This window comes from Pseudomonas siliginis (assembly GCF_024072275.1).
GTDB lineage: Bacteria > Pseudomonadota > Gammaproteobacteria > Pseudomonadales > Pseudomonadaceae > Aquipseudomonas > Aquipseudomonas siliginis.
On the sequence record NZ_CP099598.1, the window covers coordinates 4,499,249 to 4,515,099 of the forward strand.

Here is a 15,851-nt window from a genome sequence, read left to right on the forward strand (position 1 = left end):
AGCTTATCGCAGACGCGTCAGAACGTTGACTGAATTTTCAGGCCAGCGACCAAAGCGTTATCGACTTCATCCACACCGCCCGGATGGGTGATGTATTGCAGGTTGGGACGCACGGTCAGCCAGTTGGTGACATGGATGCCGTAGTTGAGCTCGTAGTTGTATTCGGTTTCACGAATCGGCGAGAACGCGGCGTTGTCGTAGTCGGACACACCGTTGGAAGCGTTCAGCAGTTCAGCGTTGCGCTTGACGTCCTTGTTGACGTGGATACGCGCCGCGCCGATACCGATGTCATCCTTCGGACGCGCATCGAACGGGCCTTTGTAGACAAACATCACCGACTGGTAGTTGTCGATGAAGTTGGTGTCCTTGTCGTGGAAGGTCGCGTTGGCGGCGATGTTCAGACCGCGAGTCGCATCACCGTTGTGGCTGGTGAGCTGCTGTTGCGCAACGAACCAGTAACCGCTTTTGCTGTTGTGCGACTTGTAGTCATCACCGGTGGTTGCCGCATCGAGACCGTTGACGTCTTCGCGAACGTCGTCGGCATCGGCCGTGCTCTTGTAGTAACCGACGCGGTATTCGCCCGGCAGGCTGTTGACCTTCGGCGACCAGACCAATTCAACCGGCAGCACCGTACCCTTGGTACCGCTGCCGCTGAGCTTGAAGCCGTTGCCGTGTTCCAGTTGCGACGGGTTCTGGTTGTACGCACCGATTTGCGCGTAGAGCTCGTCGTTGATGTTGTACTTCACACGGATCGCGGCCTGGCTGACGGGCCAGTTGTACCAGATGTTGGTCGCCCAGTTACCCACTTGCGAACCGCAGAACGCCAGGTTCTGGAAGTCGCACGGGAAGGTGTTGAAGTCTTCGCCTTCGCCGAAGTAACCGGCCTTGACGTCGAGCTTGTTGTCGAAGAACTGGTGCTGGATCCACAACTGGGTCAGACGCACCATGTGGCCACGGCCGTAGACTTCCTGCGAGGAGCTGAGGGTGCCGGCACGCGGATCGCCAACGCGGTCGTTGGAGATGTTGTAGCCGTTACGATTGGTCAGCTGGATCTTCGCCTGGGTGTTGTCCCAGCCCCACAGCTTCTGCAGGTCGAGGGCCACGCCCAGACCGAACTGGTCGGCGTAACGCGCAGTCTTGTCGTCGTTGTAACCGCCGTTCAGGTTGGCGCCCATCTCGCCAACGTAGTCGGCCTTGATGTCGATACCCTGCTCGATCAGCTTGGTGCGCTCGCCGCCCCAGTCGCCGGTCATCCACTTGGAGTCGGAGCTGAACGCATCCGCCGCCATCGCATTACCGGCCAGCACCAGTGCAGCTGCCGCAGAAACCTGGCAGATCAACCGGGCATTGACGTGTTTCTTTTTCATCCCTACATCCTCGTCTTTATTGTTATTAACTGTTTTTATCTAACGCGGTTTACATAAAGTGCAGTGCTCGACAGGCCGGGCACTGCTTGCCCCCTGTGGGAGCGAGCCTGCTCGCGAATGCGGTGTATCAGGCGACATCAATGCTGGATGTCAGACCGCTTTCGCGAGCAGGCTCGCTCCCACATTTTGTACTTCAGCGGCCTTTGAACTGCGCCACATTCGCCGACCGGGTCTCTGTCTGCACCTGGCCCGCAACGCCCAGACGCTCGCCGGTATTGGCGTCGAACAACAACACTTTCGATGGATCGAACTGCAGCGTCAGGCTTTCGCCCACCTGCGGTGCCACGTCCGGCGCCAGTCGGCAGCAGACCTTGGTGTCATTCAGATTGACGAACACCAACGTGTCCGGACCGGTCGGTTCGGTGACCTGCACTTCGGCGCGGATGCTCGGCAGACCATTGCCCTCGCCATTCGCCAAAACAATCTGCTCCGGGCGCAGGCCGAGGATTACTTCGCGATCTTCGAGGCCGGCGTCCTGCATGCTCATCGGCAATTCACAACGCGCCTGACCGCTGTCGAGCAGCGCCAGCAGGCGACCGTCCTTGCGCTGCAAGCGCAGGGGGATGAAGTTCATCGGTGGCGAACCGATGAAGCTTGCGACGAACAGGTTGGCCGGGTCGTTGTAGATGTCTTTCGGCGTGCCGAACTGCTGAATGATGCCGTCCTTCATCACCGCCACCTTGTCGCCCAGGGTCATCGCTTCGATCTGGTCGTGGGTCACGTAGACCGTGGTGGTTTTCAGACGCTGGTGCATCAGTTTCATTTCGGTACGCATCTCGACGCGCAGCTTGGCGTCGAGGTTCGACAGCGGTTCGTCGAACAGGTAGATCTTCGGCCGCCGCGCCAGTGCACGGCCCATCGCCACGCGCTGTTGCTGACCACCGGAGAGCTGGCCCGGTTTGCGATTGAGCAGGTGTTCGATCTGCAACAGCTTGGCCACGCGGGCGACTTCTTCGTCGATCGCCGCCTGCGGCATCTTGCGGATCTTCAGGCCGAACTCGATGTTCTCGCGCACGCTCATGGTCGGGTACAGCGCGTAGGACTGAAACACCATGGCGATGTCGCGATCCTTGGGGCTCATGCCGCTGACGTCCTGATCACCGATCATGATCGCGCCGCCGGTGATGGTTTCCAGACCGGCGATGCAGTTCATCAAGGTCGATTTGCCGCAGCCCGACGGGCCGACGAGGATCAGGAATTCACCGTCCTTGATCGACAGTTCGATGTTCTTCAGGGTGTCCGGCAGGCCGGCCCCGTAGGTCTTGTTTACGTTGCGAAGTTCAAGCGTAGCCATGATTACCCCTTGACCGCGCCGGCCGTCAGCCCGCGCACGAAATACTTGCCTGCGACCACATAGACCAGCAGGGTCGGCAGGCCGGCGATCATCGCCGCTGCCATATCCACGTTGTATTCCTTGGCGCCGGTGCTGGTGTTGACCAGGTTGTTCAGCGCCACGGTGATCGGTTGCGAATCACCGCTGGAGAACACCACACCGAACAGGAAGTCGTTCCAGATCTGGGTGAACTGCCAGATCAGGCAGACCATGATGATCGGCGTCGACATCGGCAGAATGATCCGGCGGAAAATCGTGAAGAAACCCGCGCCATCCAGACGCGCAGCCTTGACCAGCGCATCGGGAATGCTCACGTAGTAGTTGCGGAAGAACAGTGTGGTGAACGCCAGACCGTAAACCACGTGAACGAAGACCAGGCCGGTGGTGGTGCTCGCCAGGCCCATCTTGCCGAGGGTGAACGAGGCCGGCAGCAGCACGGTCTGGAACGGCAGGAAGCAGCCGAACAGCAGCAGACCGAAGAACAACTGCGAACCACGGAAGCGCCACATCGACAGCACGTAACCGTTCAACGCACCGATCGCGGTGGAGATGATGACGGCCGGTACGGTGATCTTGATCGAGTTCCAGAAGTAGCCGTCAACCGTGGCCCAGGCCTTGACCCAGCCGATGCCGCTGACCACGGTCGGCCAGCTCAGCAGGTTGCCGGTGCTGATGTCTTCCGGGGTCTTGAAGCTGGTCAGCAACATCACCACCAGCGGCACCAGATACAGAAACACCGCAAGGATCAGCACCGCGTAGATTGCGATGCGGCTCAAGCTGATAGCGGGTTTGGCAGCAAGACTAGTCATGACGCTTGGTCCTCAGCTCGGAATACAGGTAAGGCACGATGATCGCGAGGATCGCACCGAGCATCAGAATCGCACTGGCCGAGCCCATGCCCATCTGGCCGCGACTGAAGGTGAAGGAATACATGAACATCGCTGGCAGGTCGGAGGAATAACCCGGGCCGCCGGCGGTCATTGCCGCAACCAGGTCGAAGCTCTTGATCGCGATGTGCGCGAGGATCATCACGGCACTGAAGAACACCGGACGCAGGCTTGGCAGCACGACTTTCCAGTAGATGCGCGGCATGCTCGCGCCGTCGATCTGCGCGGCACGGATAATCGATTGATCAACGCCACGCAGGCCGGCGAGGAACATCGCCATGATGAAGCCCGAGGCTTGCCACACAGCGGCGATCACCAGGCAGTAGACCACGCGATCAGGGTCGATCAGCCAGTCCAGACGGAAGCCTTCCCAGCCCCAGTCACGCAACAATTTGTCCAGGCCCATGCCCGGGTTGAGCAGCCATTTCCATGCGGTACCGGTGACGATCATCGAGAGCGCCATCGGGTACAGGTAAATGGTGCGGATGAAGCCTTCGCGACGGATGCGCTGATCGAGGAACACCGCCAGCAAAACGCCGATCACCAGGGTGATACCAATGAACATGCCGCCGAACACGGCGAGGTTCTTGCTCGCCACCCACCAGCGATCGTTGTCGAACAACCGCGCGTATTGCGCCAGACCGGCCCACTTGTAGTTGGGCAGGAAGGTCGAGGTGGTGAACGACAGAATGAACGTCCACAGGATGTAGCCATAGAAGCCCACCAGCACGATGAACATGCTCGGCGCCAGCACCAGTTTCGGTAGCCAGCGCTGCAATGCATCGAACGGCGAGGCCTTGCTGAACACAGCAACAGAACTCATGGGGAAATCCACAATAAGGGTTTACGAAAGCATTCCCTTGCAGGAGTGAGCCCTGTGGCGAGGGGATTTATCCCCGATCGACTGCGCAGCAGTCGCGAAATCATTACATGCGGTATTTCAGACACTGCACCGCTGCAACTTTCCGGGGTCGCTTCGCAACCCATCGGGGATGAATCCCCTCACCACAAACGCCCACTGCTACAGGGGCCAAGCATTACTTGGCCGACTGAACTGCCGCGCCGAGTTTCTTCGCCGCATCGGCCGGGTCGGCTTTCGGGTCGTTGATGTAGTTGGTGACTACGTCAAAGAACGCGCCCTGCACCGCCAGCGTGGTCGCCATGTTGTGCGCCATGCTTGGTTGCAGGCCGCCGGACTTGGCGTCCGCCAGGAAGTCTTTGGCAGCGGTCTGTGCGCAGGAGTCGAAGCCGAGCTTGTCCATGTTGTTCAACATGTCGTTGCGCACCGGGATCGAGCCTTTGTTGATGCTGAAGACTTTCTGGAAGTTCTCACCCAGCACGACTTTGGCGATGTCCTGCTGACCGGCCGCAGTGCCTGCGTCCTTCTGCTTGAACACGGCCAGCGAGTCGATGTTGTAGGTGAACGCCTTGTCGGTGCCCGGGAACGCTACGCACTCGTAGTCCTTGCCGGCGACTTTCTTGGCGGCGGTCCATTCGGACTTGGCCCAGTCACCCATGATCTGCATGCCGGCCTTGCCGTTGATGACCTTGGCCGCTTCGAGGTTCCAGTCCTGGCCTTTGCCGTCCGCGTCCATGTAGGTCGCGACTTTCTTCAGCTCAGTGAGCGCCTTGACCATTTCCGGGCCGGTCAGCGCTTTGTTGTCGAGATCAACCAGGGCTTTCTTGTAGCCATCCACACCCATGACCGAGAGCACCACGGCTTCGAACACGGTGCTGTCCTGCCAAGGCTGACCGCCGTGGGCGAGCGGAATGAAGCCCGCCGCTTTCAGCTTGTCGCCGGCTGCATAGAACTCTTCGAGGGTGGTTGGATTCTTGGTGATGCCGGCTTTCTTGAAGACTTCCGGGTTGATCCACAGCCAGTTCACGCGGTGAATGTTCACCGGCACGGCCACGTAATCACCGTCGTACTTCACGGTATCGGAGACTTTCTTGTCGAGCAGGCTGTCCCACTTTTCCGACTTGGCGACGTCTTTCAAAACGTCGGTGTCGAGCAGGCCGGTCGACGCCCATTCCTGGATGTCCGGGCCTTTGATCTGCGCTACGCCTGGCGGGTTGCCGGCAACGGCACGGCTTTTCAGCACGGTCATGGCAGTCGCACCGCCACCACCGGCAACGGCGCCGTCCTTCCAGGTGAAACCGTCTTTTTCGACTTGGGCCTTGAGCACATCGACAGCGGCTTTTTCGCCACCGGAAGTCCACCAGTGCACGACTTCGACCGAACCTTTGGAATCGGCGGCGGAGACACTGAGCGGCAGGATTGCGAGCGGGAACAGGGAGGCGACAGAAATGACAGTAGCGAGGCGAGAAATCGCATTCATTCGAGATGTACCTTTCTTGTTGTTATGCATTGCAAGTCTGGTGCTTGCGCTGCACGGAGTTTAAACAGAGCGTTTCGCTTCGCAGGTAACGAAGGGACGCGTAAATGTCACGACATGGTTACACAGCAACAGGCCGGGACAACTGCGCCAAAGCCGTGGCCATGCTTGGCGCCAGCGGCAATCGCGGAATAAGCACAGCCTGCCAGGCGTGATACAGATCGGGCTTGCCCGGCCAGATATCGGCACTCGGCACATTCTGCGGATTGAGTTCGTGGTGCCAACTGCCGTTGCAACGATCGATGAAATTCGTCTCACAGAATTCCCAGAACAGTCGGTACCAGGTTTCGTATTGCGCATCGCCGGTGCGTTTGAGCAAGGCGCTGGCGGCGGCGCTGGCTTCGGCGTGCGTCCAGTGCAGGCGATGGCGAACCACGGCCTGGTTATCCCAGTCGAGGGTGTAGACGATGCCCGGCGCGCCATCGACATTCCAGCCGTGGCGGCAATTGTTTTCGAAGAGTTTTTGCGCATCGACGGCCAGCCAGCCCGGCGTGAGCATGCCGGCCTGCACTCGCGCGGCTTCAAGATGCAGGAGCAAGCGCGCCCATTCGAAACCGTGGCCCGGCGTGGTGCCGTAAGGACGGAAACCGTCGGCGGGGTTGTCGTGGTTGTATTCGCGCAGCGGTTGCCAGTCGCGATCGAAGTGTTCGATGACCATGTAACCGTTGGCCGCAGCGTGGCCATGGATCACCCGCTCGACGATGCGCTGGGCGCGCACCAGCCAGCGCGGATCTTCAGTGACATCGGCCAGCGCGAGGAATGCTTCGGTCGCGTGCATGTTGCTGTTGGCGCCGCGATAGGCTTCTTCTTCGCTCCAGTCGCGGTTGAAGAATTCGCGCATGGCGCCCTCTTCTTCGCTCCAGAAATAAGTGTCGATGATGTCGATTGCGTCATCGAGCAAAGCCTGGGCGCCGGGCCGTTGCGCGACCACGGCAGAGCTGGCGGCGAGTGCGACAAAGGCGTGCAGATAGGCGTTCTTGCCGGTGTTGTCGTCACGATGCTGGGCAACCGCAAACCAGCCGCCGTGCAACGCATCACGTAGCGGCCCGCGCAACGCGGCGATACCGTGGTCGACCAGCTCGGCAAACCCCGGCAGGCCCTGAATGTGCGCCATGGCGAAACTGTGGGTCATGCGCGCGGTGTTCATGGTTTCGGCTCGTGCGTGCGCCGGCAAACGGCCGCGTTCGTCGAGGTTGCCGAAGCCTTCGGGCAGTCGTGATGCCTTGGCGAAATCCAGCAGACGCAGGCCTTCGGCGGCTAGCCATTGCTGGTGGGCAGGGGCGTTCAGCCAACTGCTGAAGTCTGGATGAAAGGTGTCCATGGCGTGACCCTTTTTTGTTGTTAGGACTGCGGGCAGTCTAAACAACGGGCCGGGGCGGGCTTGTAACGAAGGGGACGGGGTTTGTCACTGGCTCGTGACAAAAGAGAAGAGCAAAAGCACCCTCACCCCAACCCTCTCCCGGAGGGAGAGGGGGCCGACCGAGGTGTCTTGCGTCCTCCGTCGACCTGAAAAATATTGGCGATTATGGATTCACCACCGCATTTACAGGTCAGCGCACCTCAGCAGCATCCCCCAATCGGTCCCCTCTCCCTCTGGGAGAGGGCTAGGGTGAGGGGCTTTTCGGGGCTAATCCACAGACCGAGGCAACTGCAACGTCACCCGCAACCCACCCTCACGCAGGTTCTGCAACGTCACCTCGCCGCCATGGCTATGGGCGATGTTGCGCGCAATGCCCAGTCCCAATCCGTAGCCCTGCTGCTGTCCCGCCAAACGGAAGTGCGGTTCGAACACTTGCTCCAGCCGCTGCTGCGGCACACCCGGCCCTTCATCGTCGACGTGCAAAACGAACGCGCTGTCATCGTCATCGATGTGCAGGTGCGCGTTCTGCCCGTACTTCAAGGCGTTGTCGATCAGGTTGCCGATGCAGCGCTTGAGCGCCAGCGGTTTGCCCGGATAGGCCGACAGCGCGCGGCCATGCTGAGTGACGCGGCCATTGCCGTTCGGCGCCAGATACGGCTCGACCAGGCAATCGAGGACATGATTGAGATCCACCGGCTCGATGTTCTCGTGGATGTCGGTGTCTTTCACGCATTGCAGCGCGCCTTTGACCAGCAGCTCCAGCTCATCCAGATCGCGGCCGAATTTGGCTTGCAGCTGTTCGTCTTCGAGCAGTTCGACGCGCAAGCGCAGGCGGGTGATCGGCGTGCGCAGGTCGTGGGAAATCGCGCTGAACAACTGGCTGCGTTCGGTCAGGTAACGGCTGATGCGTTCGCGCATGGTGTTGAACGCGCGGCCAACTTCGACCACTTCACTGCCACCGCCCTCCGCCACCGGCTCGACGTCGGCGCCCAGCGACAGATCCCGCGCCGCCCGCGCCAGACGCTTGAGCGGCCGGCTCTGCCAGTGCACCAGCAGGCCGATGAACAACAACAGAAAGCCGCTGGTGAGGACGATAAACCACACCTGCTGCGCCGGCAGGCCTTGTTCTTCGAGACTGGTATACGGCTCGGGCAGCAACGAGGCGATGTACAGCCATTCGCCCGGGGCCATTTGAATCTGCGTGACCAGCACCGGCGGATTCACCGGTTCAAGCGTCAACGCGTAGTGCGCCCAGGAGCGCGGCAATTCATCAAGTTTCAGCCCTGCGTTGAAAATGCGCAGGTCTTCGGGGCTGACGAAGGTCACCGAAATATCCGTGTCATGGCCCAGAGACTGCCGCAGCACTTCGTCCACCGCTTGCATCACCGCAGCCTTGCGCGGCGTCACCGGCAGCACGTCCATGCCCAGCGGCTTGTCGTTCAGCGTCACGACAAACCGGGTGCCGCCCATGCTGCGCAATTGATCGAGCACCAGCGGTCGATAGGCCACTGGCAAGGAACGGAAATAGCTGACGCTGGCGGTCATCGAATGCGCCAGGCTGCGGGCACTGGTGACCAGGCCTTCGAGCTGGGTGGCGCGCAACTGCGAGACCCAGATCACGCTCGACAGCGTCTGCGCGAACAACACCGCGAGCAGAGTCAGCAGCAGCATCCGCCCGAGCAGCGAGCGCGGCACCGGTATGCGACTGGCGAATTTGCGCAGCGACTCAGTGAGCATTGCCGGCAACCACATTGGCTGCCAACTGATAGCCGCTGCCGCGCACGGTGCGGATCAACCGTGGCGGTTTTTCGGTGTCGCGCAAGCGTTGACGCAAACGGCTGACGGCCATGTCGACAATGCGATCGAGCGGCATCAGATCGCGGCCACGGGTGGCGTTGCCGATGGTGTCGCGGTCGAGGATCTGCTGCGGATGATCGAGGAACAGTTTCAGCAGAGCGAAATCGGCGCCGGAAAGGATCACTTCCTCGCCGTCAGTGTGGAACAGCCGATGGCTGACCGTGTCCAGGCGCCAGTCGTCGAAGGCCAGCACTTCGCTGCCGCTGCGTTCGTGGGCGAACTGTGCGCGGCGCAGCAGGGCCTTGATCCGCGCTTGCAGTTCGCGCGGGCTGAACGGTTTGCCAAGGTAGTCGTCGGCGCCGAGTTCCAGACCGATCACGCGGTCGGCTTCGTCGGAACTGGCAGTCAGCATGATGATTGGCACCTGTGCCTGACGCGGGTGCTGGCGTACCCAACGGCACAGGCTGAAGCCGTCTTCGTCGGGCAGCATGACATCGAGGATCACCAGATCGCTCGGCGCCTCGTTGAGCGCCTGACGAAAACCGGCACCATCGGCGGTGGCCCGCACCTGGAACCCGGCGCGGGTCAGGTAGGTTTCCAGCAACTCGCGTATTTCCTGGTCGTCATCGACCAACAATATCGACTTGTTGACTGAGCTCACTTCGAAGGCATCCTTGTTGTTGGAGTTGGGCGGATTATGCCTTAAGCATCAAACTAACAGACACTACAGAAACCCTTGTGGGAGCGAGCCTGCTCGCGAATCGGTTTTAACATTCAACAGATCTGTTGACTGACACACCGCTTTCGCGAGCAGGCTCGCTCCCACAATTGGATTGCATTTCAGGTCGGGATTGATTGATCCAGCGCCACACCGGCACCAACGAGGCCGGAGTACGGCGCCGTCACCAGCCACACCGGGATGCCTTTGAAGTAATCGCTCATGCAGCCTTTGTCGGCGAAGCAGCGGGCGAAGCCGCTGGCGAGGAAGAAATCGGCGAAGCGGGGAATCACCCCGCCAACGATAAACACCCCGCCGCGCGCGCCAGTGGTAAGCACGTTGTTGCCGGCGACGCGGCCGAGCCAGCAGCAGAACTGCTCGAGCACTTCCAAAGCGATCGGGTCACCGGCAAGGCCAGCGGCGGTGATCGCTTCCGGCGTTTCAAGCGTAGGCTCATGACCATCCACCGCGCAGATCGCCCGGTACAGCCGAGGCAGGCCGCCGCCGCTCAACGCGGTTTCCGCGCTGACATGGCCGATCTCGTTGTAGATGTGTTGCCACAGTTGCGTTTCGCGTGGACTGCTCAGCGGCAGGTCGACGTGGCCGCCCTCGCCCGGCAACGCGGCAAAGCGCCCTTCGCCGAGATCGAGCAAGGTGCCGACACCCAGGCCAGTGCCGGGGCCGATCACCACCGCCGGGCGCAACGGCTCCGGCGTGCCTTCGCAGACCACGCGGAATTCGCCCGGCTGCAAGCGGGTCATGCCCAGCGCCATCGCCGAGAAGTCGTTGGTCAGCAACAACTGCTCGACCTGCAAGGTCTTGCAAAACGCGCTGCGGCTGAGCCGCCAGTGGTTGTTGGTGAACTTGAATTCATCGCCACTCACCGGACCTGCCACCGACAGGCACACTGAGCCGATCGAACCCGGCGCCAGGCCGAGCCCGCTCAGGTACAGAGCGATTGCCTCTTCCGGGCTGGCGAAGTCGGCCGTGGCCAGCACCTGAACCGATTGCAGTTGCTGGTTTTGCCACAACGCGAACCGCGCGTTGGTGCCTCCGATGTCGCCGACCAAAGCCAGTTTCAATTAAGCGTCTCCAAGGCAGAAGTGAAGGCGCTGGCGCCCTGCTCCGCCGAGCTGAAGGCCATGCGCATGAAGCCAAACAGCTCGCGGCCGCTGCCAATGTTGTTGCCCAACAGGCCCTTGGCAGGTTCGCGCGCTGCAAATTCGGCGGCGTCGACCTTCAGTTCCAAGGTGCCTTTGACGCCATCGACGCGGATGATATCGCCCTCTTGCACGCGCGCCAAAGCGCCACCGACATAAGCTTCCGGGCTGACGTGAATCGCTGCGGGGATTTTCCCCGACGCGCCGGACATGCGCCCGTCAGTCACCAGCGCCACTTTGAAGCCGCGATCCTGCAGCACGCCGAGGAATGGCGTCATCTTGTGCAGCTCGGGCATGCCGTTGGAGCGCGGCCCTTGAAAGCGCATCACCGCGACAAAATCCTTCTCCAGCAGACCGGCCTTGAATGCGTCCGCCAGATCCTGTTGATCCTGGAAGACCATCGCCGGTGCTTCGACGATCTGGTTCTCCAGCGCAACGGCGGAAACCTTCATCACGCCGCGACCGAGGTTGCCTTCCATCACCCGCAAGCCGCCCTCTTGCGAGAACGCACGGGATACCGGACGCAGGATGTTTTCGTCGAGGCTGTCGGTCGGGCCTTCGCGCCAGACCAGCTCACCGTTATCGAGGAACGGCTCCTTGGTGTACTGGCTCAGGCCATGGCCGAGCACGGTGTTGACGTCTTCATGCAGCAGGCCTGCGCCGAGCAGTTCGCGGATCAGGAACGACATGCCGCCCGCTGCCTGGAAGTGGTTGATGTCGGCTTTGCCGTTCGGGTAGACGTGGCTCAGGGTCGGGACGACTTCGGAGAGGTCGGCCATGTCCTGCCAGGTCAGCTGAATGCCAGCGGCCATGGCGATGGCCGGCATGTGCAGGGTGTGGTTGGTCGAGCCGCCGGTGGCGTGCAGGGCAACGATGGAGTTGACCAGCGCCTTTTCGTCGACGATTTCGCCGATCGGCATGAAGTTGCCGTTCTGCTTGGTCAGGCGCGTGACCTGATGCGCGGCTTCGCGGGTGAGCGCGTCGCGCAGCGGCGTGTTCGGGTTGACGAAAGACGCGCCCGGCAAGTGCAGGCCCATGACTTCCATCAGCAACTGATTGGTGTTGGCGGTGCCGTAGAAGGTGCAGGTGCCCGGGCTGTGGTAGGACTTCATCTCCGATTCCAGCAGCTCTTCGCGGGTCGCCTTGCCTTCGGCGTACTTCTGGCGGACGTCGGCTTTTTCCTTGTTGGAAATCCCCGACACCATCGGCCCGCCCGGTACGAAAATGGTCGGCAGATGACCGAAACGCAGCGAACCCATCATCAGGCCCGGAACGATCTTGTCGCAGATGCCGAGCATCAGCGCGCCGTCAAACATGTTGTGCGACAGCGCCACGGCGGTCGACATGGCGATCACTTCGCGGCTCGGCAGGCTGAGCTCCATGCCCGGCTCACCCTGGGTCACGCCATCGCACATGGCCGGAGTGCCGCCGGCGAACTGGCCGACCGAGCCGATCTCGCGCAGGGCGTTCTTGATCTGTTGCGGGAAAACTTCGTACGGCTGGTGCGCCGAAAGCATGTCGTTATACGAAGACACAATGGCGATGTTCGCCGAGTTCATCATCCGCAGGCTGTGCTTGTCTTCAGTGCCGCAACCGGCCACGCCGTGGGCGAAGTTGGCGCATTGCAGCTTGCCGCGCATCGGGCCATCGGTGGCGGCGCCGCGAATCAATGCAAGGTAAGCCTGACGCGTGGCGCGGCTGCGGGCGATAAGCCGTTCGGTGACCTCAAGAACGCGGGGATGCATGTGTAGAACTCCAGGCTAACGGATGTGGCGACCTGATTGTCTATGCTGATCAAACGCCGTTGTTGTTGGAATGACAGACGGCTTTTTTGACCATTCGGACCAGTTGATTCAGGTCACTCGTTGTAGATAAAACAAAATATTGCCACTAAAAAGGCTTGTTTTCTATTTTTATGCGAATAATCTTGTAATTCCAACAACAAAACGACGGCGGCGCTGTTCCATGACTCTTCGAATTGCAATCAATGGTTTTGGCCGCATCGGCCGTAATGTCCTGCGCGCACTGTATACCCAAGGCTATCGTCAAGACCTGCAGATCGTCGCGATCAACGATCTGGGTGACAGTTCGATCAATGCCCATCTGCTCAAATACGACACCGTCCACGGCACTTTCGACGCCGAAGTCGCGCACGATAACGAGAGCCTGACGGTCAATGGCGACCGCATCGCGGTCAGCGCCATTCGCAACCCGGCCGACCTGCCGTGGGCCGCAGAAAAAATCGACGTAGTGTTCGAATGCACCGGTCTGTTCACCGACCGTGCCAAAGCCGCCGCGCATATCAGCGCCGGCGCCCGCAAGGTGATCATTTCTGCCCCGGCCAAAGGCGCCGACGCCACCGTCGTTTATGGCGTCAACCACGACATTCTGCGTCAGTCGCACCAGATCATTTCCAACGCTTCGTGCACCACCAACTGCCTGGCGCCAGTGGCGCAGGTGCTGCATCGCGAGCTGGGGATCGAAAGCGGCCTGATGACCACCATCCACGCCTACACCAACGACCAGAACCTCACCGACGTCTATCACAGCGACCCGTACCGCGCCCGTTCCGCCACGCAGAACATGATCCCGAGTAAGACCGGCGCAGCCGAAGCGGTAGGCCTGGTGCTGCCGGAACTGGCGGGCAAATTGACCGGCATGGCTGTGCGCGTACCGGTGATCAATGTGTCGCTGGTCGACCTCACCGTGCAACTGAAGAAAGAAGCCAGTGCCGACGAAGTCAACGCCCTGCTGAAAGCGGCGAGCCAGCATTCGAAGATTCTCGGTTACAACACCTTGCCGCTGGTTTCCAGCGACTTCAACCACAACCCGCTGTCGTCGATCTTCGACGCCAACCACACCAAGGTCAGCGGCAAGTTGCTGAAAGTGCTGGCCTGGTACGACAACGAATGGGGCTTCTCCAACCGCATGCTGGATAACTGCCTGGCGTTGTGTAACGCCGAATAATCCCGGCCGGTCCCCAATCCCTGTGGGAGCGAGCCTGCTCGCGAAAGCTGTCTGTCAGTCGATATGGAATTGACTGACACGACGCCTTCGCGAGCAGGCTCGCTCCCACAGGAGATCCGATTTCAATTCGAAATCAGCACTTGACCATCTGGCTAGATGATAAGCATTATCATTCGCTCGAAATGGATCAGGTCCTCCCGTGAGTCAATCGCGCTTCAACCACGTCTTCCTCGCCCAGCGCACTTCCCTGCTGCGCACGCTGGAACGGATGGTCAACAATCACAGCACCGCTGAAGACCTGTTGCAGGAGACCTACCTGCGCGTCACCCGGGCGTTGAGCGAACGGGCCATCGATCACCTTGAACCCTTTGTCTTCCAGACCGCGCGCAATCTGGCGCTGGACCATTTGCGTGCGCGCAAGATTCATGCGCGGACCATGGTCGACGACGTGCCGCAAGATGTCGTGCAGAGCATCGCCGCGCCGGCCAGCAGCGCCGAAGACGCCGCCCACGCCGAACAACTGCTGGAGCGTTTGAACGTGAGCCTCAGCCAACTCAGCCCGCGCCAGCAACAGATCTTCATCCTCAGCCGCCTGCACGGGCACAGTTATCAGGAAATCGCCAATGAACTGAACGTGTCGCTGAGCACCGTGCAGAAAGAACTGAAACTGATCATGTCGATCTGCATTGGCGTCGCCGAACGACATAACGGCAGCGGCAAGCTTTGAGCTGCAAGCTACAGGTAAAAACAAAAAGCGGTAACGCATCCGGCTTGCAGCTTGCAGCTTGAAGCTAGAAACTGCTTCGCCAGAAGCCCTGAGGAACCACCGTGACGGACACCCACCGCTCGCCTTCGCCCGATTCGGCGCGGGACGCTGCAGCTGCAATGGACCAGGCGCTGGACTGGCTCATCGTGCTCGGCAGCCCGGATGAGGAACAGACCCGGCAATTTCATGCCTGGCTGGCGGCTGATCCGTTAAATGCCGAGGCATTCGCCAAGGCCCAGGCCATCTGGGACGGCCCGCAAGTCGCACTGTGCGCCGAGGCTCTGGCGACAAAACCGGTAAAAATCACCTTCCTCAAACGCTTGCGCCCGCACTGGAAACCGCTGGCCACCGCTGCGGTGCTGATCCTTGGGCTGTTCAGTTTCAGTAACTTGCCGATGCGCATTCAAGCGGATCACCTGACCGTGGTCGGCGAGCGTCAGCGTCTGCAACTGGAGGACGGCTCGAAGGTTCTGCTCAATACCAATTCGGCGTTTTCCAGCACCATCAACGATCAGCAACGCGTGGCCCGGCTGTTTCAGGGCGAGGCGTTTTTCGAGATCGCCAGCGGGCGCAATCAGCCGCTGGAGATCGACGCAGGTCCGGTAACGGCCAGCGTCCACGACACCGCATTCGCCGTGCGCTACCTCGACGGGGTCGCGCAAGTGAATGTGCAACGTGGCGATGTCGATCTGCGCGCCACCCACAACGATGCCCGGGTGCGCCTGCGTGCCGGGGAAAGCATTCGCATCGGCCCCAACGGTTTTGATCGTCCGGCCAAGCTCGACGCCAATGCCGATCTGGCCTGGGTTGAAGGCCGCCTGGTGTTCGAGAACTGCCCGCTGAATCAAGTGCTGGCCGAGCTGCGCCGCTACTACCCGGGCTGGATCATCAACAACAACGAGCAACTGGCCGACGTCGCCGTCACCGGCAATTACCGTCTCGACCAGCCGCTCGACGTGGTCCGCTCCCTCGCTCACATCACCTCGGCACGCCTGCAGGAATTCCCTGCACTGGTGATCCTGAACTGAATGAGAATTATT

The 15,851-nt window shown here is 60.8% G+C and carries 13 protein-coding genes; 3 read left to right on the forward strand and 10 right to left on the reverse strand.

Annotated elements, in window-relative coordinates; genetic code table 11:
• Positions 1-17: 17 nt before the first annotated feature.
• The 10 genes from NF676_RS20715 to edd all read right to left on the reverse strand — a co-directional run bounded on the left by NF676_RS20715 (position 18) and on the right by edd (position 12,823).
• Positions 18-1,367, reverse strand: a complete 1,350-nt coding sequence (locus tag NF676_RS20715; protein ID WP_252886693.1) for a carbohydrate porin — start codon at positions 1,365-1,367, stop codon at positions 18-20.
• A 193-nt stretch (positions 1,368-1,560) separates the two neighbouring features.
• On the reverse strand, positions 1,561-2,721 hold the full coding sequence (locus NF676_RS20720) for an ABC transporter ATP-binding protein (protein ID WP_041479770.1): 1,161 nt from the start codon (positions 2,719-2,721) through the stop codon (positions 1,561-1,563).
• Between the two features lie 2 nt (positions 2,722-2,723).
• The gene (locus tag NF676_RS20725; protein ID WP_039758116.1) at positions 2,724-3,569 is read right to left on the reverse strand and encodes a carbohydrate ABC transporter permease; all 846 of its coding nucleotides are present in this window, start codon (positions 3,567-3,569) and stop codon (positions 2,724-2,726) included.
• Entirely contained in the window at positions 3,562-4,470 is a 909-nt protein-coding gene (locus tag NF676_RS20730) for a carbohydrate ABC transporter permease (protein ID WP_016773533.1), read from the reverse strand. The genes NF676_RS20725 and NF676_RS20730 overlap by 8 nt, the downstream gene beginning before the upstream one ends.
• A 214-nt stretch (positions 4,471-4,684) precedes the next feature.
• Positions 4,685-5,986: an ABC transporter substrate-binding protein gene (locus NF676_RS20735; RefSeq protein ID WP_024014061.1), complete on the reverse strand. Its 1,302-nt coding sequence runs from the start codon at positions 5,984-5,986 to the stop codon at positions 4,685-4,687.
• A 118-nt stretch (positions 5,987-6,104) separates the two neighbouring features.
• On the reverse strand, positions 6,105-7,364 hold the full coding sequence (locus tag NF676_RS20740; protein WP_252886694.1) for a D-mannose isomerase: 1,260 nt from the start codon (positions 7,362-7,364) through the stop codon (positions 6,105-6,107).
• A 306-nt stretch (positions 7,365-7,670) separates the two neighbouring features.
• The gene (locus NF676_RS20745) at positions 7,671-9,140 is read right to left on the reverse strand and encodes an ATP-binding protein (protein ID WP_056787959.1); all 1,470 of its coding nucleotides are present in this window, start codon (positions 9,138-9,140) and stop codon (positions 7,671-7,673) included.
• On the reverse strand, positions 9,130-9,861 hold the full coding sequence (locus NF676_RS20750) for a response regulator (RefSeq protein WP_039758123.1): 732 nt from the start codon (positions 9,859-9,861) through the stop codon (positions 9,130-9,132). Before NF676_RS20750 ends, NF676_RS20745 begins: the two co-directional genes overlap by 11 nt.
• Positions 9,862-10,040: 179 nt before the next feature.
• Positions 10,041-11,000 carry a glucokinase gene (locus tag NF676_RS20755; RefSeq protein ID WP_056787957.1) on the reverse strand — a complete coding sequence of 320 codons (960 nt, stop codon included), beginning with the start codon at positions 10,998-11,000 and terminating at the stop codon, positions 10,041-10,043.
• Complete coding sequence (gene edd / locus NF676_RS20760; protein WP_016773527.1) at positions 10,997-12,823, reverse strand: phosphogluconate dehydratase; 1,827 nt, start codon at positions 12,821-12,823, stop codon at positions 10,997-10,999. Before edd ends, NF676_RS20755 begins: the two co-directional genes overlap by 4 nt.
• A gap of 220 nt (positions 12,824-13,043) precedes the next feature.
• Here edd and gap point away from each other — a divergent pair, with 220 nt between their 5' ends.
• From gap to NF676_RS20775, 3 genes are all read left to right on the forward strand, one after another.
• Positions 13,044-14,045 (forward strand): type I glyceraldehyde-3-phosphate dehydrogenase, encoded by a 1,002-nt coding sequence (gap, locus tag NF676_RS20765; protein ID WP_016773526.1) that lies wholly within the window; start codon positions 13,044-13,046, stop codon positions 14,043-14,045.
• Positions 14,046-14,244: 199 nt separating this feature from the next.
• Positions 14,245-14,772, forward strand: coding sequence for an RNA polymerase sigma factor (locus NF676_RS20770; protein ID WP_041479774.1), 528 nt, complete (start codon positions 14,245-14,247; stop codon positions 14,770-14,772).
• A 101-nt stretch (positions 14,773-14,873) separates the two neighbouring features.
• The gene (locus NF676_RS20775; RefSeq protein ID WP_150637495.1) at positions 14,874-15,839 is read left to right on the forward strand and encodes a FecR family protein; all 966 of its coding nucleotides are present in this window, start codon (positions 14,874-14,876) and stop codon (positions 15,837-15,839) included.
• Positions 15,840-15,851: the final 12 nt, after the last annotated feature.